The following is a 21,496-nucleotide window of genomic DNA, read 5'->3' as shown; positions in this document are numbered from 1 at the left end:
GACGTCTTTTTATCTGGAGCCTGCCATGCTGCACAGCACCGATGCCGAAATCCGCGACATTCTGAGCAATGTGCAGACCATCGCCGTGGTCGGCTGGTCGCCGAAACCGGATCGCCCCAGCCACGGTGTCGCGCGGTTTCTTGCCCAGCAAGGCTACCGGGTGATCCCGGTCAATCCGGGGCAGGCGGGGCAGATGGCCTTGGGGGAAGTGGTGCGCGCCAGCCTCACCGAGATCGAAGACGGTGTGGATATGGTCGACATCTTTCGTCGCTCAGAGGAAGCAGGCGCTGTGGTGGATGAGGCATTGGCGGCCTTCCCGAACCTCAAAGCCGTCTGGATGCAGCTTGGCGTAACAGATGCCGACGCCGCCAAACGCGCCGAAGATCGCGGTGTTGTGGCGATCATGAATCGCTGCCCGGCGATTGAAATTCCAAGGCTCGGCATCGCGCGCAAGTCTTAACAAACCGTTAAAGACACAAGACTAACCCATTGATTCTATGTAGGTGACGGGTCTGTCCACACGCGGACACCCTTCGCCGCACAGCGTTTACACTGCCGATACCCACCTGCCACGGCCTCGTCTGCGGCAGCAAAAATCCGCAGATTCTTCCGCAAAGGTGGGCGCGACGGGCAGCCAAAATCACAATATATCCCGGTGCTGGAAACCCCATAAAACCCCGCCCGCACGGCCTTGCCCAGCAGATCCGCCCAGTCCTGATCGCTGGCCGGGGTGCCTCCTGTTACCGCCATTTCAAAACCCGCCCATCCAGCGCCGCCAACCCCGCCGCGATCAACCCAAATCCGGCCAACTGCCGCGCCAAAATCGGCTCGCCGAGAAACACCGCCCCCAGCAAGCAAGCCGAAACCGGCACCAGAAACGTCACCAGCATAAGATTGGTTGGCCCAGCGGAGGCCAGCAGCCGGAAATAGATCAGATAGGCCAACGCTGTCGAGAACGCCGCAATCGCCAGCACCGCCCCGATCACCGACGGCCCCGGCATGGGCAGGTTCCAAGGCTGATCCACCACCAGCCAGATCGGAGCCAGCATCACCGCCGCCGAGGCCACCTGCCCGAAAGCCGTGGCCAGCGGCGGCACCCCAAGCGCGCGGAACCGCCGCCCCCAGATCCCCGCCAGCCCGTAAGAAAACGCCGCCCCCAGACAGGCAAGACTGGCCCAAAGATCGCCGACAGCCGCGCCGCCCATCATCACCACCACGCCCGCAAATCCGCAGGCCAGCCCTGCTGCCTTCGGCACGGTGATCTTCTCCTCGGTCAACAAATGCGCCAACACAACGCCCCACAAAGGCGTCGTCGCGTTCAGGATCGAGGCCATGCCACCACTGATCCGCCCCTGCGCCAACACGAACAGAGTGAAGGGCACCGCATTGTTCAGCAGTCCCATCACTGCCAGCGCGCGCCACACCGGAAACCCACGCGGAAACGCTGTCTTGCTGACCCACAAAGCCAGCGCCAGACATGCAGCGCCAAGACCGACCCGCCCCCAAACCACGCTCAGCGTCGGCAGCCCCCGCAGCGCAATCTCGACAAAAAAGAATGACCCGCCCCAAAGTAGGGACAGGATCACCAAACGATTCCAATCTTTGACGGACATAGGCGGCTCCTCTATCAGCCGCCAGATAAACCGGGTCGTCCCGCGAAGGCGACCCGGTTTATGCTATTTCACCCGGGTCCAGGTTTGCTTCGAGCAAATCAATCCGCCCGCCACGCATCCCGCCAGCTTCAGCGAGTCGCCGTTCAAGGTAATCGTACCGTAGTAGATTTTGTTGTTCGAAGGCCTCCAAACCTGCCCTTCATACTCGCCACCTCCTTGCGGAGCCATGTCGATCACCAGCGTTTTACCAAGGTTCTCGGATTTATACTCCGCGCCATCTTTGAACGTCCGGGCGATCTTGCCGCAGAAGTTAGCACCACAAGGTGCCATTGTGACGAAAGCAAAAGCCCCATCGTCTTCCTGCGTTTGCCAAACCCCTTCCACCGCATCTGCAAAGGCAGCACTTGCACCCAAAGTCAGGGCTGCGGCGAGTATCAGTTTCTTGATCATTGTCTTCCTCCCTCAAGGACTTTTGCAAGTTTGCCTGCAATTCGGGGCAAATCAACACTGACGTAGGGTCGCGCGGGTCTTGGCAATCGCGGCCATGCGGCCTAAAGCCTGCGGCAACGATGGAGGCGGCAATGATCCTATACCCGGCGATTGATCTCAAAGACGGCCAATGCGTGCGGCTGCTGCGCGGTGAGATGTCAGAGGCAACCGTATTCGGCGATGACCCGGCGGCGCAGGCGCTGAAGTTTCAGGACGCAGGCTGCGAGTGGCTGCATCTGGTTGATCTGAACGGCGCGTTTGCCGGGGCTCCGGTCAATGCGGCGGCGGTCGAAGCGATTTTGGCGGCGGTGAAGGTTCCAGCGCAGTTGGGTGGCGGCATTCGCGATATGGCGACGATTGCGATGTGGCTGGAAAAGGGGCTGTCGCGGGTGATCCTGGGGACGGTGGCCGTGGAAAATCCTGACCTCGTGCGCGAGGCGGCGAAGGCGTTTCCCGGCAAGGTGGCGGTTGGCATTGATGCCCGCAAGGGCTTCGTTGCCACCAAAGGCTGGGCGGTGGAGACGACGGTAAAGGTCACCGACCTTGCACGCAGCTTTGAAGACGCAGGTGTCGCCGCGATCATTTACACCGACATTGACCGCGACGGCGCGATGCAGGGGCCGAACCTTGAGGCAACCGAGGCTTTGGCACGGGCTGTCAGCATCCCGGTGATCGCGAGTGGCGGCGTTTCCCGCATGGAAGACTTGATCGCGCTGCGCGATACCGGGGTGATCGCGGGGGCGATCTCTGGTCGCGCACTGTATGATGGAGCGATTGATCTCAGCGCGGCTTTGAAGGCGTTGCAACTCTAAGGTCATTCTCTGTGCTCAAATATCCTCGGGGTGAGGCGCAGCCGAGGGGGCGAGCCCCCTTTCGCCGTCCCGTCGCAAGCGATAAGGTCAAATCATGCTGAAAACTCGCCTGATCCCCTGCCTTGATGTCGCCGATGGCCGTGTGGTCAAGGGGGTGAATTTCGTCTCGTTGCGCGATGCGGGCGATCCGGTGGAAGCCGCGCGCGCCTATGATGCGGCGGGGGCAGATGAGTTGTGTTTTCTGGATATTCACGCGACGCATGAAAATCGCGGCACGATGTTCGATCTGGTGACGCGGACGGCTGAGGCCTGCTTCATGCCGCTGACCGTGGGCGGTGGGGTGCGCACGCATGAGGATGTGCGGGCGTTACTGCTGGCGGGGGCGGATAAGGTGTCGTTCAACTCGGCGGCGGTCGCCAATCCCGATGTGGTGGCGGAAGCGGCGGATCGGTTTGGCAGCCAGTGCATCGTGGTGGCGATTGATGCCAAGACGGTCAGCCCCGGCAAGTGGGAGATTTTCACCCATGGCGGGCGCAAGGCCACCGGGATTGATGCGGTGGAATTCGCGCGGTTGGTGGTTGCCAAGGGGGCGGGAGAGATCTTGCTGACCTCGATGGACCGGGACGGCACGCGGGCGGGGTTCAATCTGGGCCTGACCCGGGCGGTGTCGGATGCGGTGTCGGTGCCGGTGATTGCATCGGGTGGGGTGGGCACGTTGGAGCATCTGGTCGAGGGCGTCACCAAGGGAGGTGCATCGGCGGTGCTGGCGGCTTCGATCTTTCACTTTGGTGAGTTTTCGATTGGCGAGGCCAAGCAATATATGGCGGCAGCGGGTATTCCGATGAGGTTGACATGAGCGCGCTGGAGCGGTTGAGCGAGACGATTTTTGCCCGCAGATCGGCGGACCCGGAGAGTTCTTGGACGGCGAAATTACTGGCCAAGGGGCCGGAGAAATGCGCCGAGAAGTTCGGGGAAGAGGCCATTGAGGCGATCATTGAGGCGGTGAAGGGGGACCGGGTCAAGTTGACCTCGGAGGCGGCCGATGTGGTGTATCATCTGTTGGTGATGCTGGCTTCTCGGGATGTATCGCTCGCGGACGTAGTCGCGGAATTGGAGCGGCGCGAGGGGGTTTCTGGGATTGTGGAGAAGGCGGCGCGGTAGCGGTCCCGAGTTGGGACCATTGGGTGTCTTGAATGATATCAGTAGGTTGTGGTTTTGATTTAAGAGATTGTTAACGATTGCGCTGGGTTTGGCGGTGGAGCCTCCGGCGGGAGTATTTAGGCCAATGTGAAATTGTTTAGGGGTTTCGGGTTTTATCCGAACACCGACCAGCCCATGCCGCGGGCGAGTTTTTCCACGGCGATGGAGCCGAGTTTGGAGTTGCCATACTCGTTCAGGCCCGGCGACCAGACCGCGATTGAGGCTTTGCCGGGGGCAATCGCCAGAATACCGCCGCCGACGCCGGATTTGCCGGGAAGGCCGACGCGATAGGCGAATTCGCCTGAGGCATCGTAATGGCCGCAGGTCATCATCAGCGCGTTGATGCGGCGGATGCGGGCGATGGAGACCAGTTTCGGGCAGCCGGGGGCGCCGAGAAGAAAGCGGCCTGCGCGGGCGAGCTGGGTGGTGGTCATCTCGACGGCGCATTGGTGGACGTAGGTGCCGATGGCGAGTTGGGTCGGGTTGCGCAGGTTGCCCATCGCGGCCATGAATTCGGCAAGCGCGATGTTGCGGTGGGCGGTGGCTTGTTCGGATTTCGCCACGGCCTGATTGATGGTGATGCTCTCATCTTCGGCGGCGGCCTGAATGAAGCGCAACAGTTCCGCCAGCACCTCGCGCGGTTGCCGACCTTGCAGGATCGCGTCCGTCACGGCAATCGCGCCCGCGTTGACGAAGGGATTGCGCGGGATGCCGTTTTCTTGCTCGAGTTGCAGGATCGAGTTGAAGGCGAGGCCAGAGGGCTCGCGGCCGACCCGCGCCCATATCTGATCCCCCAAGCGGCCCAAGGCGATGGCGAGGGTGAAGACCTTCGAGATTGACTGGATCGAGAACGGGGTTTGCGCATCGCCTGCGGTGAGGACCTCGCCAGAGGACAGGGCCACCGCAATGCCGAATTGCTGCGGGTCGATTTTCGCCAGTTCGGGGATGTAATTGGCGACTTTACCGCGATCTGTGGCATCGCCCATCTCGGTCGCGATCTGGTCGAGCAGATCCTGCATCGCTTACGGCTTCCAGCGCAGAAAATTGGCGATCAGGCGCAGGCCGGTGGCTTGGCTTTTCTCGGGATGGAACTGCATCCCCACCATCGTATCGCGACCAATGATGGCAGTGATGTCACCGGCGTAATAGACATGGGCGAGCCGTTCGGCGGGGTTTTCAACGCGGAAATGGTAGGAATGGACGAAATAGGCATGGTCGCCGGTCTTGATGCCTGCGAGCACCGGATGCGGGTGGTCTATCACCAGATCATTCCAGCCCATATGCGGGACTTTCAGGGCAGGGTCGGCGGGGGTGATCTTGACGACTTCACCCGGAATCCACGCAAAACCTTTGGTGTCTTGATATTCGCGGCCCCATGTCGCCATCATCTGCATGCCGACGCAGATGCCGAGGAAGGGGCGGGCGCGGGTGGTTACCGCCTCTTCGATGGCCTCAAACAGCCCGCCATAAGTGCCTAAGGCGCGCCGACAAGACGGGAATGCGCCGTCTCCGGGCAACACGATGCGGTCGGCGCGGGCGACATCCTCGGGGCGTGAGGACACGAGGACTTCGCCTGCATCAGCCTCAACGGCCATGCGTTGGAAGGCCTTTTCGGCGGAGTGCAGGTTGCCGGAATCGTAGTCGACGAGGACGGTGAGCATATTTTTACCTATCGCGCGGCTGGAGCGTGGGATGCCTCCGGCGGGGATATTTGAGCAGAGAGGATGACCTAAGCGGCAGTAAAGATTGGGTTAAAGCGCGCCCTTGGTGGACGGCAGCACGCCTGCCATGCGCGGGTCAGGCTCGACAGCTTCGCGCAAGGCGCGGGCGACCGATTTGAAGGCGGCTTCGGCGATGTGGTGGCTGTTGATGCCATGGACCTTATCGACATGCAGGGTGATGCCGCCATGGGTGGCAAGCGCTTGGAAGAATTCGCGCACCAGTTCGGTATCAAACGTGCCGATTTTGGCGGCGGTGAAGTCGACGTTCCAGACGAGGAAGGGCCGCGCGGAAAGATCCAGCGCGCAGGCTACTTGCGTGTCGTCCATCGCAAGGCGGAAATGGCCGTAGCGGCGGATGCCCTTTTTGTCGCCCAAAGCGCGGGTCAGGGCCTGGCCCAAGGCGATGCCGACATCCTCGACGGTGTGGTGATCGTCGATGTGCAGATCGCCGTTGGCCTGAACGGTGAGGTCGATCAGCGAGTGGCGGGCGAGCTGATCCAGCATGTGGTCGAAGAAGCCTACTCCGGTGGCGATTTCGCTGCGACCGGTGCCGTCAAGGTTGATGGCAACGCTGATCTTGGTCTCATTGGTGTTGCGGGTGATCTCGGCGCTGCGCATCGGCGGACTCCTGCTTAGGGTTGCGGCCTTATAGGGCGGGGGGGGCGGTTTGGAAAGGCTTTGGCTGCTGGACCTTTACGCGATGATGCCTATTGTGGCGCGGATATTTGGCGGCAATCTGGTGAGACATGACAACATATACCTGCTTCAAGGCCTATGACATTCGCGGCAAACTTGGCGACGAGTTGAACCCGGACATTGCCCGGCGGATCGGGCGGGCGTTTGCCGAGGGCCTGGGAGCGAAGCGGGTGGTGCTGGGGCAGGATTGCCGCGCGTCTTCGGCGGAGTTGGCGGCAGCGGTGGCCGAGGGGCTGGTGGCGGCTGGGGTCGAGGTGATGGATCTGGGCCTGAGTGGAACCGAAGAGATGTATTTTGCCACCACGGCGCTGGATGCCGATGGCGGCATCGAGGTGACGGCCTCGCATAATCCGATGGATTACAATGGCATGAAAATGGTGCGGCGCGGGTCTGCTCCGCTGGATGCAGCGTCTGGGCTGGCGCGGATCAAGGCTTTGGCGGAGAGCGGAGCGTTTGCACCGGATCAGCCGGGGGGGCGTGTGGTCGATGCAAGCGGGACGCGGGCAGGGTTTGTCGAACGGGTGCTGTCGTTTGTTGATCTTGGTGCGCTGCGGCCTTTGAAGATCGTGGTGAACGCGGGCAATGGCGCCGCGGGGCCGACGTTTGATGCGATTGCCGAGGCGCTGGCTGCGAAGGGGGCTCCGTTGGAGTTCGTGCGGATGCATCACGACCCGGATGGCAGTTTTCCGAATGGTATCCCGAACCCGTTGCTGCCGGAAAACCAGCCGGTGACGGCGGCGGCGGTGCTGGCGGCGGGGGCGGATATGGCGGTGGCCTGGGATGGTGATTTCGACCGCTGCTTCCTGTTTGACGGTAATGGCGCCTTCGTGCCGGGGGAATATGTGGTCGGGCTGCTGGCCGATGTGTTTGTCGCCAAAGAGCCGGGGGCGGTGATCATCCATGATCCGCGGGTGATCTGGAACACCCAGGACGTGGTGGCGCGGGCGGGTGGCAAGGCTGTGGCCTCGCGCACCGGGCATGCGTTTCTGAAGCAGGCGTTGCGCGATACCGGCGCGGTTTATGGTGGCGAGATGTCGGCGCACCACTATTTCCGCGATTTCATGTCCTGCGATTCCGGGATGATCCCGTGGTTGTTGGTGGCGGAGTTGATGGGGCGGACCGGGCTGTCGTTGGCCGATCTGCTGGCCGAGCGGCGGGCGGCGTTCCCGTCTTCGGGCGAGATCAACTTCCGCGTGAAGGATGCCAAGGCCGTGGTGGCACGGATCGAAGCGGTTTATGCGCCGAAAGCGCTGGCACGCGATGATCTGGACGGGCTGTCACTGGATTTCGGGGATTGGCGGTTCAATCTGCGCTCGTCCAACACCGAGCCATTGCTGCGGCTGAATGTCGAGTCGCGTGGGCGGGTGGATTTGGTTGAAGCTGCTGTGGCCGAGATTTCGGCTTTGATCGGGTCGGTGGGCTGAGACGGTGGAAGCCTCCGGCGGGGATATTTAACAACAGATGAAATCCCGCGAAAGGATTTGCTCTTTTTGAAATACTCAGCCCGGAATGCTTTGGCATTCCGGGTAGCCGGAGGCGCTTTCTTGGCTACATCACAGCACCAATTTGCCACGGCACGAACTCGGCGCCGCCGAAGCCCAACTCTTCAGAGAATGTGCGTTGGCCCGAGGCCACGGCGATGACTTTCTCAAGGATTTCAGCGCCTTTCGCGGCGATGCTCACGCCGTTTGTGAGGATGTCGCCGCAGTTGATGTCCATGTCTTCGGCCATGCGGGCATACATTTCACTGTTGGTCGCAAGCTTGATGCAGGGGCTGGGTTTGTAGCCGGACACTGATCCGCGTCCGGTGGTGAAGATGATCATCGTGGCCCCGGAAGCAATTTGGCCGGTGACGGAACAGGGGTCGTAGCCGGGGCTGTCCATATAAGTGAAACCGGGGGTGGTGATCGGTTCGGCAAATTTATAGACGCCGACCAAGGGTGCTGTGCCGCCTTTAGCAACCGCGCCGAGGGATTTTTCCAGGATCGTGGTCAAGCCGCCCTTTTTGTTGCCGGGCGATGGGTTATTGTCCATCTCGCCGCCGTTGCGGGCGGTGTAGTCTTCCCACCACTGGATGCGTTCCAGCAGTTTGTCGCCGACTTCTTTCGACACCGCACGGCGGGTCAGCAGGTGTTCGGCACCGTAAATCTCAGGAGTTTCCGACAGGATCGTGGTGCCGCCCATCTGCACCAGCAAGTCGGACATATGTCCCAGCGCCGGATTTGCGGTGATGCCGGAGTAGCCGTCAGAGCCGCCGCATTGCAGACCGATCATCAGCTTGGAAACCGGGGCGGGGGCGCGGGCGGTGTGGCTGGCGACCTCGGCCATTTCACGCAGAACCTTCAGGCCTGCCGCGATGGTGGCGCGGGTACCGCCGGTTTGCTGAATGGTCATGTAGCGGAAATTGCCATCCGGGCGCAGCCGACCTTGGCCGACCAGATCGGGCACCTGCATCACTTCGCAGCCTAAACCTATCAGCAGGATGCCGCCGAAATTGGCGTTGCGGGCATAGCCTTTCAGGGTGCGCATCAGGGTGTCGTAGCCCTCATTCACGCCGGACATGCCGCAGCCGGTGTTGTGCACAATGGGCACAAAGCCGTCGATATTCGGCATTGACGACAGCACAGGGTCTTTCTCGGCAGCCTCGGCGATGAAGCGGGCGACCGAGCCCGAGCAGTTCACCGAAGTGAGAATGCCGATGTAATTGCGGGTGCCAACCTGGCCATCGGCGCGGTGGTAGCCCATGAACTCGCGCGGCGGCAGGGCGGGCAGCGGGTGGCTTTCCGAACCTATGGCGTAATCGTCGGTGTGCGGCCCCATGCCCAGATTATGGCTGTGGATATGCGCGCCGGGGGGGATATCGACCAAAGCCTGACCGATGATCTGGCCGTAGCGGATCACCTGTTCACCAGTTGCAATCGGTCGGGTTGCGATCTTGTGGCCACGGGGAATCGCTTGGGTGGTGGCGATATCAAGACCGCCCGGTTGTGCGCCAGCAGGCAGATCGACCAAGGCGATCACCAGATTATCGGCTGGATTCAACCGTATCACGCTTTGATTGCTTTGTAACATTTTGCTGTCGCCTTTGCTTGATCCCGAGGCGCGGCTCGGCTAACATGTTAGCATGTTACAGCCCGATGTCGCCTTCCCACAAGACCCGATCGCGGATAATCACCGCTTGCAACCGCTTGAAGCGTTCTCTGGATCGCTTGGCGCGAAGGTCTATCAGACGCTCCGGCAGGCGATTTTATCGCTGAGTTATCGCCCCGGTGAAATCCTGCGCAAGCCTGAGATTTGTACCGAACTGGGCGTCTCGCGCAGCCCGGTGTCGGATGCGGTGGCGCGGCTGGCGGGGGAAGGGCTGGTCGATGTGGTGCCACAAGCCGGCACCTATGTGGCGCGGTTTTCGATGGCCGAAATTCGCGAAGGCGCGTTTCTGCGGGAAGCGATTGAGTTGCAAGCGATTGAAATGGTGGCCGAAAGCATCAGCGATGAGCAGTTGGTGACGCTGCGGCGCAATATCACCGTGCAGGCGGCGCTTTTGGCGGACAGCGATTTTCCCGGATTTTACCAGTTGGACGGCGAGATGCACGAGTTGATCCGCAGCTTCACCGGCTTTCGTAAACTGTCGACGGTGGCGGAAACCGCTTGGGTGCATGTCGAGCGGGCGCGGCGGTTAGTGTTGCCGGTGGATGGCCGGGTAAATGCCACCTTGGACGAGCATCGGGCGATTTTGGCGGCATTGGAGGCGCGCGATCCGGTGGCGGCACGGGCGGCGATGCGGGCGCATCTGCGCAAGCTGGTGACCTATCTGGAGCCATTGGAGCGCAGTCACCCGGAGTTGTTTAATCCTTGAGAGGGCGGTCTGCTGAGAGCCAAAAGCGGGGGGTTCCCCCTGCGCGGCGAAGGGCGGCTTCCCCCGTGGGATACTTGAGCAAAGAGGATGACAATTTTAGATAAGGTTTCGTCAAACCGGGGCATCTGGGTGCAGCAAGCCTTGGGCTTTCAGATCGGCCCAGAGTTCGGGCGGAATCTCGGTCTGTGCTGCGGTGACGTTGCTGTCCATCTCGGCGACGCCCTGACCGCCGGGGATGTTTGAGACGACCGCCGGATGGCGCAACGGGAACTGGAAGGCGGCATCGACGAGGCGGACACCGTGGGCTGCACAGGCGGTTTGCAGGGCGGTGACGCGGGCGAGAATGGCCTCGGGGGCGGGATCGTAGTTGTAGAACGCGCCGGGTTTCGGGCCGGTGGCGAGAATGCCGGAGTTGTAGGGGCCGCCGATGACGATGCCGACGCCGCGTTTTGTCGCGAGCGGCAGGAAGCTGGCGAGTGGGGCTTGTTCGAGCAGCGTGTAGCGGCCCGCGAGAAGGAACAGGTCGAAATCGCCGCGCTCCAGCAGCCATTGGCAGGGTTGCCATTCGTTGACGCCCGCGCCGAAGGCCTTGATCACACCTTGGTCGCGCAATTCCAGCAGGGCGCGGTAGCCGCCGGACATGAATTCGCTGAGTTTGGCGTCAAGACCGGATTGCGAGCGGTGGTTGGCGACGTCAAGATCATGGGCGTAGAGGATGTCGATGCGGTCAAGGCCGGTGCGTTCAAGCGACGCATCCAGCGAGCGCATCACGCCATCGTAGCTGTAGTCATAGACCTCATTCCGGGCGGGGACTTCAAACCATTTGCCGATGCCGTCACGCTGATCGGGCGCGCAGGGGCGCAGATGGCGGCCGATTTTCGTTGAGATGACATAGGCATCGCGGGGCTTGCCGCGCAGGAAATGGTTCAGCCGGGTTTCCGACAGGCCCAATCCGTAGAGGGGCGCGGTATCGAAATAGCGCACACCAGCTTCCCAGGCGCGGGTCAGGATGGCTTGGGCGTCAGCTTCGGAAATTGCGCGGTAAAGGTTTCCGATCGGGGCCGCGCCAAAGCCCAGCTCGGTGAAATCCAAGCCGCCATTGCCCAAACGATCCCAATGTCTAATCCGCATCATTGTCCCCTTCGATTTCACTGACATGCTAGTATGTTCTGCCTTCCCGGCCAATGGCTTTCGCGCTAGCCTTTGCAAAACGGGAGGGTTTTTATGACACGCTTTGCGCAGGTGTTTGGGGCGAAGAAGCCGGTGATTGCGATGGTGCATCTGGGGGCGATGCCGGGGACGCCGCTGCATGATGCGCAGGCAGGGGTCGAAGGGATTATCGCCGGGGCCGCGGCGGATTTGGCGGCGCTGCAGGCGGCGGGCTTTGATGCGGTGATGTTCGGCAATGAGAATGATCGGCCCTATGAATTGAAGGTGGATCAGGCGAGCACGGTGACGATGGGCTATGTGATTGGGCGGTTGCGGGGGCAGATTACCGTGCCGTTTGGGGTGAATGTGCTGTGGGATCCGATGGCGACGATGGCTTTGGCGGCGGCGACTGGGGCGGCTTTCGTGCGGGAGATTTTCACCGGAACCTATGCCTCGGATATGGGGGTCTGGGCACCGGATGCCGGGGCGGCTTTGCGCTATGGTCAGCGGATCGGCGCGGGTGGCGTGGCGAAATTGTATAACGTTTCGGCAGAGTTCGCGGGGTCTTTGGATCCACGGTCGTTGCCGGATCGGGCGCGTTCGGCGGTGTTTTCCTCGATCCCGGATGCGGTGCTGGTCTCGGGCGCGATCACCGGGGAAGCCGCAAAGATGGTCGATCTGGAGGCGGTGAAGCGGGTGCTGCCAAACACGCCCGTACTGGCGAATACCGGGGTGAAGCATGACACGGTGGCCGAGGTATTGCGGGTGGCGGACGGCTGCATTGTGGGGTCGGCTTTGAAGCATGGCGGCGATACTTGGGCCGCAGTTGATCCAGTGCGGGCGCGCGATTTCATGGACCGCGTGCGCGCGGTGCGGGGGGCATGATGCAGGCGTTGCTGAAAGAACTGATGCTGGTGCCCGGTTTGTCAGGCTATGAAGAACGCGTCGCGGGCTGCATTGCGCGGCATCTTGATGGCTTTGGAATTGCGCATCGCAGCGACCGTTTGGGCAATCTGATCGCGACTATGCCGGGCGATCCTGATGCGCCTTCGGTGATGGTGTTCACCCATATGGATCAGCTGGGGTTCATCATCCGCAAGGTCGAGGAGTCGGGCCTGATCCGATTAGAGCGGCTGGGTGGGGTGCCAGAGCGGGCCTTGGCTGCGCAGGCGGTGCTGATCTGCACCGATCAGGGTGATCTGCCGGGGCTGATTGCCAACAAAAGCCACCATGCCACCACGCCGGAGGAGAAGTATCGGGTGGTGCCATATGCTGAACTTTACGTCGATGCGGGCTTTACCGGCCGTGCCGAGGCCGAGGCGGCAGGGGTCCGCATCGGCTGTCCGGTGGTTTATTTGCCCCGCGTGATTGATCTGGCGGGGGATAGGATGGCAGGCACATCGGTGGATGATCGCGCGGGCTGTGCGGCGCTGATTGAGCTGGGGCGGCGGCTGGTGGGGCGTTCAGGTGGCCCGACGGTGCATCTGGTCTGGTCGGTGCAAGAGGAGTACAACCTGCGCGGCGTGCTGCCGGCGGCGACCGCCTGCGCGCCGGATATTGCCTTGCAGATTGACTTGCTGTTGGCCTGCGACACCCCGGATATGACCGGGCGCGGTGAGGTGACATTGGGCGGTGGGCCGGGGATTTCACTGTATTCCTTCCACGGGCGCGGCACTTTGAACGGGGTTATTCCGCATCCGGCCTTGGTGAAGTTGTTTGAGGCGGCGGCCGAGGCGCGCGGGCTGTCGCTGCAACGTTCCGCACATACCGGGGCGCTGACCGATCTGTCCTATATCCAGTTCATGGGAACGGAAGGCGTTGCCTGCTTGGATGTGGGTTTCCCGATGCGTTACAGTCACTCTGCCTTGGAAGTGCTTGATATGGGCGATCTTTCCGGCATGGTCGACCTGCTGGAACAGGCATTGTCGCAGATTGGTCCGGGCTTTGATCTAAGCCGGAAGCCGCGATGAGCTGCACCCTTGGCGTCGATATTGGCACGTTTGAGACCAAGGGCGTGCTGGTCGATGCCTCGGGTGCCATCGTGGCGCAAGCCACGCGCTCGCATAAAATGCTGGTGCCGCAATCGGGCTGGGCCGAGCATCGCGCCGAGGAAGATTGGTGGGGTGATTTTGTATTTGTTGCCAAGGAGTTGTTGGCCGAGTCTCAGGTAAAACCTGAAGATGTTGTCGCCGTTGCTTGCTCGGCCATTGGCCCCTGTATGCTGCCGGTGGATGCGGCGGGCAAGCCGTTGATGAACGGTGTGCTTTATGGTGTGGACACGCGGGCGGCGGCGCAGATCACCGAATTGACCGACCGGATTGGCGCGGATCGGATCATGGCGCGCTGCGGCAATGCGCTGACCTCGCAATCGGTGGGGCCAAAGATTTTGTGGCTGAAACAAGAACGGCCCGAGATTTACGCCCAGACCGCCAAGGTGCTGTCGGCCACGCCTTACCTGACGTGGAAGCTGACCGGGGAATATGTGATCGACCACTATACGGCGGCGAATTTCTCACCCCTGTATGATGTGAACCGGCTGGCTTGGACGGATGAATTGGCCGCCGATATCCTGCCGCTGGATCGACTGCCGCGCTTGGCTTGGAGCACGGAAATTGCCGGGCATGTGACGGCGGCAGCGGCTGCGGAAACCGGGCTGGCGATGGGCACTCCGGTGACGGTGGGCACGATTGATGCGGCGGCAGAGGCGGTTTCGGTGGGGGTGAAAGATCCGGGCGAAATGATGATGATGTATGGCTCAACCATCTTCATCATCCAACTGACAGCGGAGCCGGTGCGTGACCCGCGGATGTGGTATGCGCCGTGGCTTTATCCGGGGCAGCACGCCTCGATGGCGGGGTTGGCGACCTCTGGCACGCTGACGCATTGGTTCCGCGATCAATTTGCGCGCGAATTGGGCGCGGGGGCGTTTGGCGTGTTGGCGCGCGAGGCGGCGGCGAGTCCGAAAGGCGCGAAGGGGCTGCTGTGCCTGCCGTATTTCTCAGGCGAGCGCACGCCGATCCATGATCCGGCGGCGGTGGGCGCGTTCTTTGGGCTGAACTTGACGCATGGCCGGGGCGATCTGTTTCGCGCGGTTTTGGAGGGGATCGCGTCAGGCACGGCGCATGTGATGGAGGTGTGCCGCGAATTGGGGGCGGAACCTGTGCGGGTGTTGGCGGTCGGCGGTGGGACCAAGAACGCAGTCTGGATGCAGGCGACTTCGGATATCGGGGGCGTGCCGCAGATCGTGGCGGAAAAGACCATCGGCGCAAGTTATGGCGACGCGTTTCTGGCGGCGGTGGCGGTGGGGCGGGTGTTGCCCGACGAGATCAGCGAGTGGAACCCAGTGGCGCGGGTGGTGCAGCCTGCGTTTGAGCCGGTTTATGCGCGGCAGTATCCGTTGTGGAAGCGGCTGTATCTACAGACCCGCGATATTGCGCGGGAATTGGGGGGTGGGGTGTGAAGGCATTGATGCAGGCGGCGCTGGCGGAACTGGGGGCGGTGGCGGACAGGGTGGATGAGGCGGCGGTGCAGGCCGCTTGCGTGCGGATTTTAGCGGCGCGTCGGGTGATGCTGTATGGTTGCGGGCGTGAGGGGTTGATGATGCGGGCGCTTGCGATGCGGCTCTATCATCTCGGGGTGGCGGTTTCGATGCAGGGCGATTTGACCGCGCCGCCGCTGGGGGTGGGGGATCTGTTCTTTGCAGCTTGTGGGCCGGGGGAGCTTTCGACGGTCACGGCTTTGGCGGGCGTGGCGAAGGCGGCGGGCGCTGGGGTTTTGATGGTGACGGCAGAGGTTTCCGGGGCCTCGCTGGCGCTGGCGGATCAGGTTTTGGTTATTCCGGCGCAGACGATGGCCAGTGATATGGGGGCGCGGGATTTGGCGGGGGGATCTGTGCTGCCGATGGGGTCGCTGTTTGAGGGGGCGATGTTTTTGGTGTTTGAAATCATGGTGCTGAGATTGCGGGAATTGAAGGCTGAGGCAGCTGAGGCGATGCGGGCGCGGCATACCAATATGGAGTGATGTCCACGTGTGGACATCGACTGCGTCTTAGCGAAATCAAGGTGTTAGTGGGGGACGATTCACCCTTTGTTAACCTGTGCCACCGGGGCCGGGTTTGACATCGGATCGGCTTGGGCAGGTGGTGAACCCTCCGGGGGGAGTATTTCAGAAAGAGCAATGCAAAGAAGCCGTATTTGCTCTTTTTGAAATACTCCCGCCGGAGGCATCCGGCAGGGATGCAGCGATCAGGCGTTTTTCGCGAGGAGCGCGTCGATCTCGGCGCGGGATGGCATCGACGGCGCGGTGCCGGGGCGCGTGACGGAGATGCCTGCGACAGCACAGCCGAAGCGGACGGCATCTACCACGTCGCGGCCTTCGGAGAGGGCGACGGCAAAGCCACCGTTGAAGGCGTCGCCTGCGCCGGTGGTTTCCACGACTTTGCCTACGGACATCACGGGCACATGCATCGAGCGGCTGCGGTCGCGGTAAAGCGCGCCTTTGTCACCTAGTGTCATCACCACGGCGCCGACGCCGCGGGCGAGCAAAGCGTCGGCCGCGATTTCCGCTTCGGAAATCGTTGTCACAGGGAGTCCCGTCAGGGCCTCTGTTTCGGTTTCATTCGGGGTGACGTAATCGCAGAGCGCGAGAATATCATCGCCCAACGTGGCGGCGGGGGCGGGGTTTAGGATGGTGGTGACGCCTGCGGCGCGGGCGATTTCCAGCGCGCGTTTGGCGGCGGGGATCGGTTGTTCCAGCTGGGTGACGAAGATCGCGGCGGAGGCGATGAGGTCGGATTTTTCTTCAACGTCTTGCACCGAGACGCGGCCAGCGGCACCCGGCGAGACGATGATCGCGTTGTTGCCGGTGGCTTCTTCGATGAAAATATACGCGGCCCCGGTGTAGCTTTCGGCGTCGATTTTCACCTCGGGGATCACGCCTGCTTTGGCCCAGGTGGAGCGGGCGATTTCGGCGAAAGCGTCATCGCCCAGACGGGTGATGAAATGGGTTTTACCGCCTGCCATCGCAGCGGCGACGGATTGGTTTGAGCCTTTGCCACCCGGCCCGAGCACGAAGGAATTGCCCAGGATGGTTTCGCCCATTTTGGGCTGACGCACGGCGCGGTAGGCGGTGTCGGCGACGAAGATGCCAAGGATAACAATCGGTTTTGCGGTGCTGTTCATGTTATTGCGCCTCTGGCGGGATCACGCCTTTGCGGAACATGAAGCAGCCGTAGAAGCGGCGCTCTCCGGTTTGGATCACCGCATAGGCTTCGCGGGCCATATCGTAGAAGGCGAAACGCTCGATTGAGATCATCGGGCGCGCGGAACCTTCGGCGGCGTTGATTTCGGCCTGAACCTCGGCCTGCACGGGCGGGATTTCATCGGGGGAGCCGACCACTTCCATGCGGCCTGCGAAGTCTGGCACGAAGGTATCCAGCGGGTAGACTGACAGGATGGCTTGCGCGGCTTCAGCAGAGGTGAGGTTTTCCATCCGCAGCAATTTGCCCGTCACGGTGGCGCGGGCCACCGAATCGGAGGGGAAGTTGGTATCGGCCAAAATCAGCACATCTCCGTGGCCCATTGCCCGCAGGCAGTGCAGCACTTCCGCGTTCAACCGCGGGTCAATTCCTTTGAGCATGGTGCCCTCCCTTTTGGCGTAAACACCAACATTCACAGGTTGGTTTTGTCTTGGTTCTCCACCACTCTGATTCAGAGGGACGGAGAACCGCCTTAATGTGCTGGATTCCCGCGAAGGGTCAAGCCAGCCTTTGCCCGCTGGCTTTGTCAAAGATATGCGATTGGCTGGCGTCTGGGGCCAAGGTGATGGTCTCACCGGGGCGGAAGCTGACGCGTTCGCGGAACACGGCGGTGACTTCGCGGTCCGCGATGCGGACGACAACGTGGGTTTCCGAGCCTGTCGGTTCGACCACGGCGATGGTGCCTGCAAGGCCTTCGGCGCTGGCGGTGAAGGTTTCGGGGCGCACGCCGTAAACGACCTTTTGGCCTTCGGTGGCGGTTGATCCGGGCGGCAGGGCAAGCCGCGCGCCGTCAACGTCAACCATGCCGTTTTTCACCACACCGTCGATCAGGTTCATTGAGGGCGAGCCGATAAAGGAGGCCACGAAGATGTTGGCGGGGCGGTCGTAAAGCTCTAACGGTGCGCCGACCTGCTCGATGCGGCCGCCCTGCATGACGACAATTTTATCGGCCATGGTCATGGCTTCGATCTGGTCATGGGTGACATAGACCGTGGTGGTTTTCAGGCGCTGGTGCAGTTCCTTGATCTCGGTCCGCATCTGCACGCGCAGTTTGGCGTCAAGGTTCGAGAGCGGCTCGTCAAACAGGAACACCTTGGGGTCACGCACGATGGCGCGGCCCATGGCGACGCGCTGGCGCTGGCCGCCTGACAAAGCGCGCGGGAAACGGTCGAGATAGGGGGTCAGGCCGAGAATCTCGGCTGCGCGTTCGACTTTTGCGCGAATCGCTGATGCCTCCATCCCGCGCATTTTCAGCGCAAAGCCCATGTTGGCCGCGACGGTTTTATGCGGGTAAAGCGCGTAGTTCTGGAACACCATCGCGATGTCACGCTCGGACGGTGGGAGATTGTTCACACGCGCCGCACCGATGTTGATGTCGCCCGCCGTGACCTCTTCCAGCCCTGCCAGCATGCGGAGCAGGGTGGATTTTCCGCAGCCCGATGGCCCGACCAGCACCACGAACTCGCCGTCTTTGATATCAAGGTTCAGGCCGTGAATCACCTGCACCCCACCATAAGCCTTGCGCAGATCGCGGATTGTGACTTCAGCCATGTGGTTCCCCCCAGTTGTTGCCGCAAGATTAAGCGAAGGCGGGGGGTGCTGTCTATCGGCTGATCATACTAACATGTTAGAATCTTGACAGGGGCATTGGCGCAGGCCAAGCTAAGGCTGAGGCAAGCTAAGCCTGGGGAATGTGTTTGCAGTGGGAGGGGAGGCCCGCTTGCAGGGTGTGCCGATGCGGCAGCAACCGGGGTTCCCGAAGTTTCGACATATAACAGCCTGGCGGCCAACTGCCGCACAAGGGCAACCAAGGGAGGAGACGTCTTGAAACTAGAGATTTATCAGGCCGCTGTTCAGGCCACGTTAAGCCGCCGTCGCATGTTGCAGGGGGCCACCGCGCTGACTGCGCTTGCGGTGATGCCGAAGGTGATGGGGTACGGCCCGGCGATGGCGCAGGATTCGGTGCGCGCGGAGATCTTGCAGATCCCCGGCGTCGGCAAGGGCTCACCCACCGATGCGGATTGGCAAAAGGTTGGCGAGTTGTGTCTGGCCGAAACCAAAGCCAATGTCGCCGAGGGCGAGTTTGCGGGCGTGGAGTTGAGCTTCTTCGGCATCAACAACAATGGTTTGCACAACATCCTGTTCCGTGGGCTGCTGAAGGGCTGGGAGGCTTATACCGGTGCCAAAATCAACTGGATCGACCTTGCCCAAGCCGATTACAATCCGCGTTTGCAGCAGAGCATTGCCACCGGGACCGTCGATTTCGACATTCTGGCGATGGGCGCGCCTCTGGAGGGCGATACCGCCAGCAAGGGCTTGCTGGATGAGATGCCGGATTGGGTGAAGACCCAGATCGACATGGATGATTATGTGAACTACCTGAAGGCCCCGGTGGGGACATGGGATGGCAAGACCTACCGGATCTCGATTGACGGCGACTGCCATACCTTTGCTTATCGCACCGATTACTTCGGTGAGGGCTCAATTTCTGGCATGGCTGAGCCGCCGAAGACCTGGCAAGAGGTCAACGCTTATTCCAAGGCGATCGTCGGCCAGACCGATCCTTTGACCGGGCTGCCAGCGATTGGCTATCTTGATCCGCTGAAGGGCTGGGGCGGCTTTGGGTTTTACTTCCTGGAAAACCGCGCGGCGGCTTATGTGAAGCATCCGTCCGATCCGGCTTGGCTGTTTGACCCGGAGACGATGAAACCGCGGGTGAACAATCCGGGTTGGGTGCAGGCGATTCAGGATGTGATGGACCTGATTGCGACGCCGGGGGCTTATCCGGCTGACCAGATCAACGCCGATCCGGGCACCACGGCGTTCTCGCAGTTCCTCGCGGGCACCGGTTCCAGCCTGATGTGGTGGGGCGATGTGGGCTCGAACGCGCGCACATCCGATACATCTGTGGTCGGCGATGTGGTGGGCTTTGGCATCAACCGCGGCTCGGACAAGGTTTACAACCACGCGACTTCGGCTTGGGAAGAAACCTACAACGAAGCGCCGAACATGGCCTTCCTTGGCTGGGGCGTCTATGTGACCAACCGCGTCTCGGCGGATGAGAAAAAGCGCAAGGCGGCGTGGTCTGCGGCGGCGCATCTGGGTGGCAAGGATATTTCCTTGTGGATGGCGGCCTATCCTTCGGGCTTCCAGCCCTATCGTAACAGCCAGTTCCAGTATGAGGAATGGGTGGCCGCAGGCTACGATCAAGCGTTCATCGAGGATTACCTTGGCTCGAACCTTGACAGCTACAACCACCCGAACGCCGCGATTGAGCCGCGTATCCCCGGCATCTTCCAATACTATTCGGTTGCCGAGGATGAGTTGGCCAAGGGCTATTCCGGCCAATACAAATCGGCACAAGAGACCGCCGATGCAATTGCGGCGGCTTGGGAGAAAATCACCGACCAGATCGGCCGCGACAGCCAGATTGCGCTCTATAAGGCGTCGCTTGGGATGTGATTTCGGCGTGGCGGTGGGTTAGCACCCACCCTACGACAATCGCATAGGGGATTTTTAACCCTATGCTGTGCATAACAAGGGGTGCGCATGGTTTGCGCACCCTAATTTTCCCAAGCGGGGCGATGCGGTGAGCGGTTCAGGCGATCATTTACACGTTGTCAGCAATGACAATATCTCTGACAGCCGAAAGGCGCTGGGCCGGGGCATCATCTGGGGCTCTGCGGGTCTGATGGCGCTGGTGGCGCTGGCGCAGCTGTTGCAGGGGCAGGGCGTGCATGACTTCGGCTTCGTCAGTTGGCGGCCGACGCTCTATGCCTATATCCTGTGGGCAATCTGTCTCAGCTGGGGGCAGGTTTTGCTGCATGGCGAGCATGGCAAGCGCACCTTGTTCGTGCTGCCTGCGGCGCTGTTTGTGATTTCACTCACGGTGTTTCCGCTGCTGTTCGGGCTGATCATTGCGTTTTCGGATTGGAACCTGTCCAGCCCGACCGGGCGACAATTCAACGGGCTGACCAATGTGCGGCAGATGTGGGCCGATCCGTTCTACTGGAACGCTTTGTTGAACATGGTCTGGTATGTGCTTGCGATCCTTGTAGAATATGCGATTGCCTTTGCGCTGGCCTTGGCGCTGAACGCTGACATCCGGGCGCGGAAGTTTTTCCGGGTGGCGTTCTTGCTGCCTTTGATGCTGTCGCCAGTTGCGGTCAGCTGGATGATCGGGAAGTCGATGCTGGAGGCGCGCTTTGGCCCGGTGGCGCGGCTGGCGCGGTTCTTCGGCTGGGAGACGCCTTCGTTTTTCGGCACGCCGGGGGTGGCCAAAGCGACGATCATGCTGATGGACGCCTGGACCTTCATTCCCTTCATGATGATCATGATTTTGGCCGGGTTGCAGGCTATCCCGAGAGAGCTGAATGAGGCCGCCAAGGTCGATGGCGCGAACGGCTGGCGGGCGTTTTGGGAGGTGACGTTCCCGATGCTGCTGCCGGTGTCGATCACCGCGATTCTGATCCGCATCATTTTCAAGCTGAAGCTGGCCGATATCGTGATTGCAGTCACCTCGGGGGGGCCGGGCGGGGCGACCGATACAGTGACCTCGTTCATTTTCCGCGAGTATCGGGATCGAAGTAATGTTGGCTACGGCACGATGCTCGCGATGTTCTATTTGGTGGTCATCATCATCGTGATGACGATCTTGATGAAGCTGGCGGATCGCTTTGCGAGGCCCAGAACATGAGTAAAGC

23 protein-coding genes are annotated in these 21,496 nt (G+C 61.4%); 12 read left to right on the top strand and 11 right to left on the bottom strand.

Annotated features, from left to right (window positions below; all coding sequences use genetic code 11):
- Positions 1-25 precede the first annotated feature (25 nt).
- Positions 26-460: a CoA-binding protein gene (locus U1A24_RS02670; protein ID WP_322320447.1), complete on the top strand. Its 435-nt coding sequence runs from the start codon at positions 26-28 to the stop codon at positions 458-460.
- Between the two features lie 35 nt (positions 461-495).
- On the opposite strand, the gene U1A24_RS21645 is transcribed toward U1A24_RS02670, so the two are convergent.
- The 3 genes from U1A24_RS21645 to U1A24_RS02660 all read right to left on the bottom strand — a co-directional run bounded on the left by U1A24_RS21645 (position 496) and on the right by U1A24_RS02660 (position 2,063).
- The gene (locus U1A24_RS21645) at positions 496-750 is read right to left on the bottom strand and encodes an Ada metal-binding domain-containing protein (RefSeq protein ID WP_416173448.1); all 255 of its coding nucleotides are present in this window, start codon (positions 748-750) and stop codon (positions 496-498) included.
- Positions 741-1,613, bottom strand: a complete 873-nt coding sequence (locus U1A24_RS02665) for a DMT family transporter (protein WP_322320446.1) — start codon at positions 1,611-1,613, stop codon at positions 741-743. Before U1A24_RS02665 ends, U1A24_RS21645 begins: the two co-directional genes overlap by 10 nt.
- 63 nt (positions 1,614-1,676) lie before the next feature.
- Positions 1,677-2,063, bottom strand: coding sequence for a DUF2147 domain-containing protein (locus U1A24_RS02660; protein ID WP_416136295.1), 387 nt, complete (start codon positions 2,061-2,063; stop codon positions 1,677-1,679).
- A gap of 131 nt (positions 2,064-2,194) precedes the next feature.
- On the opposite strand from U1A24_RS02660, the gene hisA reads away from it, so the two are divergent.
- The 3 genes from hisA to U1A24_RS02645 all read left to right on the top strand — a co-directional run bounded on the left by hisA (position 2,195) and on the right by U1A24_RS02645 (position 4,075).
- Positions 2,195-2,914, top strand: a complete 720-nt coding sequence (hisA, locus tag U1A24_RS02655; protein ID WP_322320445.1) for a 1-(5-phosphoribosyl)-5-[(5-phosphoribosylamino)methylideneamino]imidazole-4-carboxamide isomerase — start codon at positions 2,195-2,197, stop codon at positions 2,912-2,914.
- A gap of 94 nt (positions 2,915-3,008) precedes the next feature.
- Positions 3,009-3,770 (top strand): imidazole glycerol phosphate synthase subunit HisF, encoded by a 762-nt coding sequence (gene hisF / locus U1A24_RS02650; protein ID WP_322320444.1) that lies wholly within the window; start codon positions 3,009-3,011, stop codon positions 3,768-3,770.
- A complete protein-coding gene (locus U1A24_RS02645) occupies positions 3,767-4,075 on the top strand; it encodes a phosphoribosyl-ATP diphosphatase (protein WP_322320443.1) in 309 nt (102 codons plus the stop codon). The genes hisF and U1A24_RS02645 overlap by 4 nt, the downstream gene beginning before the upstream one ends.
- A gap of 152 nt (positions 4,076-4,227) precedes the next feature.
- Here the strand turns inward: U1A24_RS02645 and U1A24_RS02640 are convergent, their stop codons facing one another.
- From U1A24_RS02640 to hisB, 3 genes are all read right to left on the bottom strand, one after another.
- On the bottom strand, positions 4,228-5,133 hold the full coding sequence (locus U1A24_RS02640) for a glutaminase (protein ID WP_322320442.1): 906 nt from the start codon (positions 5,131-5,133) through the stop codon (positions 4,228-4,230).
- A 3-nt stretch (positions 5,134-5,136) separates the two neighbouring features.
- Complete coding sequence (gene hisH / locus U1A24_RS02635) at positions 5,137-5,775, bottom strand: imidazole glycerol phosphate synthase subunit HisH (RefSeq protein WP_322320441.1); 639 nt, start codon at positions 5,773-5,775, stop codon at positions 5,137-5,139.
- 90 nt (positions 5,776-5,865) lie between these two features.
- A complete protein-coding gene (gene hisB, locus U1A24_RS02630; protein WP_322320440.1) occupies positions 5,866-6,453 on the bottom strand; it encodes an imidazoleglycerol-phosphate dehydratase HisB in 588 nt (195 codons plus the stop codon).
- Between the two features lie 128 nt (positions 6,454-6,581).
- Between hisB and U1A24_RS02625 the strand changes: the two genes are divergently transcribed.
- Entirely contained in the window at positions 6,582-7,955 is a 1,374-nt protein-coding gene (locus U1A24_RS02625) for a phosphomannomutase (protein ID WP_322320439.1), read from the top strand.
- Positions 7,956-8,079: 124 nt separating this feature from the next.
- Here U1A24_RS02625 and U1A24_RS02620 read toward each other — a convergent pair whose 3' ends face one another.
- Positions 8,080-9,603, bottom strand: a complete 1,524-nt coding sequence (locus tag U1A24_RS02620; RefSeq protein WP_322320438.1) for an altronate dehydratase family protein — start codon at positions 9,601-9,603, stop codon at positions 8,080-8,082.
- Positions 9,604-9,655: 52 nt separating this feature from the next.
- Between U1A24_RS02620 and U1A24_RS02615 the strand changes: the two genes are divergently transcribed.
- Positions 9,656-10,387 carry a GntR family transcriptional regulator gene (locus tag U1A24_RS02615; protein WP_322320437.1) on the top strand — a complete coding sequence of 244 codons (732 nt, stop codon included), beginning with the start codon at positions 9,656-9,658 and terminating at the stop codon, positions 10,385-10,387.
- Positions 10,388-10,498: 111 nt separating this feature from the next.
- Here the strand turns inward: U1A24_RS02615 and U1A24_RS02610 are convergent, their stop codons facing one another.
- The gene (locus tag U1A24_RS02610; RefSeq protein WP_322320436.1) at positions 10,499-11,518 is read right to left on the bottom strand and encodes an aldo/keto reductase; all 1,020 of its coding nucleotides are present in this window, start codon (positions 11,516-11,518) and stop codon (positions 10,499-10,501) included.
- A gap of 93 nt (positions 11,519-11,611) precedes the next feature.
- On the opposite strand from U1A24_RS02610, the gene U1A24_RS02605 reads away from it, so the two are divergent.
- The 4 genes from U1A24_RS02605 to U1A24_RS02590 are packed head-to-tail and all read left to right on the top strand — an operon-like array spanning position 11,612 to position 15,556.
- Complete coding sequence (locus U1A24_RS02605; RefSeq protein ID WP_322320435.1) at positions 11,612-12,421, top strand: BtpA/SgcQ family protein; 810 nt, start codon at positions 11,612-11,614, stop codon at positions 12,419-12,421.
- Positions 12,421-13,506 (top strand): M42 family peptidase, encoded by a 1,086-nt coding sequence (locus U1A24_RS02600; RefSeq protein WP_322320434.1) that lies wholly within the window; start codon positions 12,421-12,423, stop codon positions 13,504-13,506. Before U1A24_RS02605 ends, U1A24_RS02600 begins: the two co-directional genes overlap by 1 nt.
- The gene (locus tag U1A24_RS02595) at positions 13,503-14,996 is read left to right on the top strand and encodes an FGGY-family carbohydrate kinase (protein ID WP_322320433.1); all 1,494 of its coding nucleotides are present in this window, start codon (positions 13,503-13,505) and stop codon (positions 14,994-14,996) included. The genes U1A24_RS02600 and U1A24_RS02595 overlap by 4 nt, the downstream gene beginning before the upstream one ends.
- Positions 14,993-15,556, top strand: a complete 564-nt coding sequence (locus U1A24_RS02590; protein ID WP_322320432.1) for a 6-phospho-3-hexuloisomerase — start codon at positions 14,993-14,995, stop codon at positions 15,554-15,556. The genes U1A24_RS02595 and U1A24_RS02590 overlap by 4 nt, the downstream gene beginning before the upstream one ends.
- Before the next feature lie 224 nt (positions 15,557-15,780).
- On the opposite strand, the gene rbsK is transcribed toward U1A24_RS02590, so the two are convergent.
- The 3 genes from rbsK to U1A24_RS02575 form a co-directional block, all read right to left on the bottom strand.
- Positions 15,781-16,716 carry a ribokinase gene (rbsK, locus tag U1A24_RS02585; RefSeq protein WP_322320431.1) on the bottom strand — a complete coding sequence of 312 codons (936 nt, stop codon included), beginning with the start codon at positions 16,714-16,716 and terminating at the stop codon, positions 15,781-15,783.
- 1 nt (position 16,717) lies between these two features.
- Entirely contained in the window at positions 16,718-17,173 is a 456-nt protein-coding gene (locus U1A24_RS02580) for an RbsD/FucU family protein (RefSeq protein ID WP_322320430.1), read from the bottom strand.
- A gap of 118 nt (positions 17,174-17,291) precedes the next feature.
- Complete coding sequence (locus U1A24_RS02575) at positions 17,292-18,344, bottom strand: sn-glycerol-3-phosphate ABC transporter ATP-binding protein UgpC (protein ID WP_322320429.1); 1,053 nt, start codon at positions 18,342-18,344, stop codon at positions 17,292-17,294.
- Positions 18,345-18,617: 273 nt separating this feature from the next.
- On the opposite strand from U1A24_RS02575, the gene U1A24_RS02570 reads away from it, so the two are divergent.
- A complete protein-coding gene (locus U1A24_RS02570) occupies positions 18,618-20,255 on the top strand; it encodes an ABC transporter substrate-binding protein (RefSeq protein ID WP_322320428.1) in 1,638 nt (545 codons plus the stop codon).
- A 127-nt stretch (positions 20,256-20,382) separates the two neighbouring features.
- Positions 20,383-21,489 (top strand): sugar ABC transporter permease, encoded by a 1,107-nt coding sequence (locus U1A24_RS02565; protein ID WP_322320427.1) that lies wholly within the window; start codon positions 20,383-20,385, stop codon positions 21,487-21,489.
- Positions 21,490-21,496: the final 7 nt, after the last annotated feature.

Source organism: Cypionkella sp. (genome assembly GCF_034376685.1).
Lineage (GTDB): Bacteria > Pseudomonadota > Alphaproteobacteria > Rhodobacterales > Rhodobacteraceae > Cypionkella.
Note: the sequence above shows the minus strand (reverse complement) of the source record. Positions and strands in the feature narration are given on the sequence as shown.

Excerpts from the sequence above, each read along its gene's own strand:
- U1A24_RS02610 (WP_322320436.1), bottom strand. The coding sequence starts at position 11,518 with ATGCGGATTAGACATTGGGATCGTTTGGGCAATGGCGGCTTGGATTTC.
- U1A24_RS02600 (WP_322320434.1), top strand. The coding sequence starts at position 12,421 with ATGCAGGCGTTGCTGAAAGAACTGATGCTGGTGCCCGGTTTGTCAGGC.
- U1A24_RS21645 (WP_416173448.1), bottom strand. The coding sequence starts at position 750 with ATGGCGGTAACAGGAGGCACCCCGGCCAGCGATCAGGACTGGGCGGAT.
- U1A24_RS02640 (WP_322320442.1), bottom strand. The coding sequence starts at position 5,133 with ATGCAGGATCTGCTCGACCAGATCGCGACCGAGATGGGCGATGCCACA.
- U1A24_RS02665 (WP_322320446.1), bottom strand. The coding sequence starts at position 1,613 with ATGTCCGTCAAAGATTGGAATCGTTTGGTGATCCTGTCCCTACTTTGG.
- hisB (WP_322320440.1), bottom strand. The coding sequence starts at position 6,453 with ATGCGCAGCGCCGAGATCACCCGCAACACCAATGAGACCAAGATCAGC.
- U1A24_RS02580 (WP_322320430.1), bottom strand. The coding sequence starts at position 17,173 with ATGCTCAAAGGAATTGACCCGCGGTTGAACGCGGAAGTGCTGCACTGC.
- U1A24_RS02660 (WP_416136295.1), bottom strand. The coding sequence starts at position 2,063 with ATGATCAAGAAACTGATACTCGCCGCAGCCCTGACTTTGGGTGCAAGT.
- U1A24_RS02575 (WP_322320429.1), bottom strand. The coding sequence starts at position 18,344 with ATGGCTGAAGTCACAATCCGCGATCTGCGCAAGGCTTATGGTGGGGTG.
- U1A24_RS02595 (WP_322320433.1), top strand. The coding sequence starts at position 13,503 with ATGAGCTGCACCCTTGGCGTCGATATTGGCACGTTTGAGACCAAGGGC.
- U1A24_RS02615 (WP_322320437.1), top strand. The coding sequence starts at position 9,656 with ATGTTACAGCCCGATGTCGCCTTCCCACAAGACCCGATCGCGGATAAT.
- U1A24_RS02625 (WP_322320439.1), top strand. The coding sequence starts at position 6,582 with ATGACAACATATACCTGCTTCAAGGCCTATGACATTCGCGGCAAACTT.
- hisF (WP_322320444.1), top strand. The coding sequence starts at position 3,009 with ATGCTGAAAACTCGCCTGATCCCCTGCCTTGATGTCGCCGATGGCCGT.
- hisA (WP_322320445.1), top strand. The coding sequence starts at position 2,195 with ATGATCCTATACCCGGCGATTGATCTCAAAGACGGCCAATGCGTGCGG.
- hisH (WP_322320441.1), bottom strand. The coding sequence starts at position 5,775 with ATGCTCACCGTCCTCGTCGACTACGATTCCGGCAACCTGCACTCCGCC.
- U1A24_RS02670 (WP_322320447.1), top strand. The coding sequence starts at position 26 with ATGCTGCACAGCACCGATGCCGAAATCCGCGACATTCTGAGCAATGTG.
- U1A24_RS02605 (WP_322320435.1), top strand. The coding sequence starts at position 11,612 with ATGACACGCTTTGCGCAGGTGTTTGGGGCGAAGAAGCCGGTGATTGCG.
- U1A24_RS02620 (WP_322320438.1), bottom strand. The coding sequence starts at position 9,603 with ATGTTACAAAGCAATCAAAGCGTGATACGGTTGAATCCAGCCGATAAT.
- U1A24_RS02645 (WP_322320443.1), top strand. The coding sequence starts at position 3,767 with ATGAGCGCGCTGGAGCGGTTGAGCGAGACGATTTTTGCCCGCAGATCG.
- rbsK (WP_322320431.1), bottom strand. The coding sequence starts at position 16,716 with ATGAACAGCACCGCAAAACCGATTGTTATCCTTGGCATCTTCGTCGCC.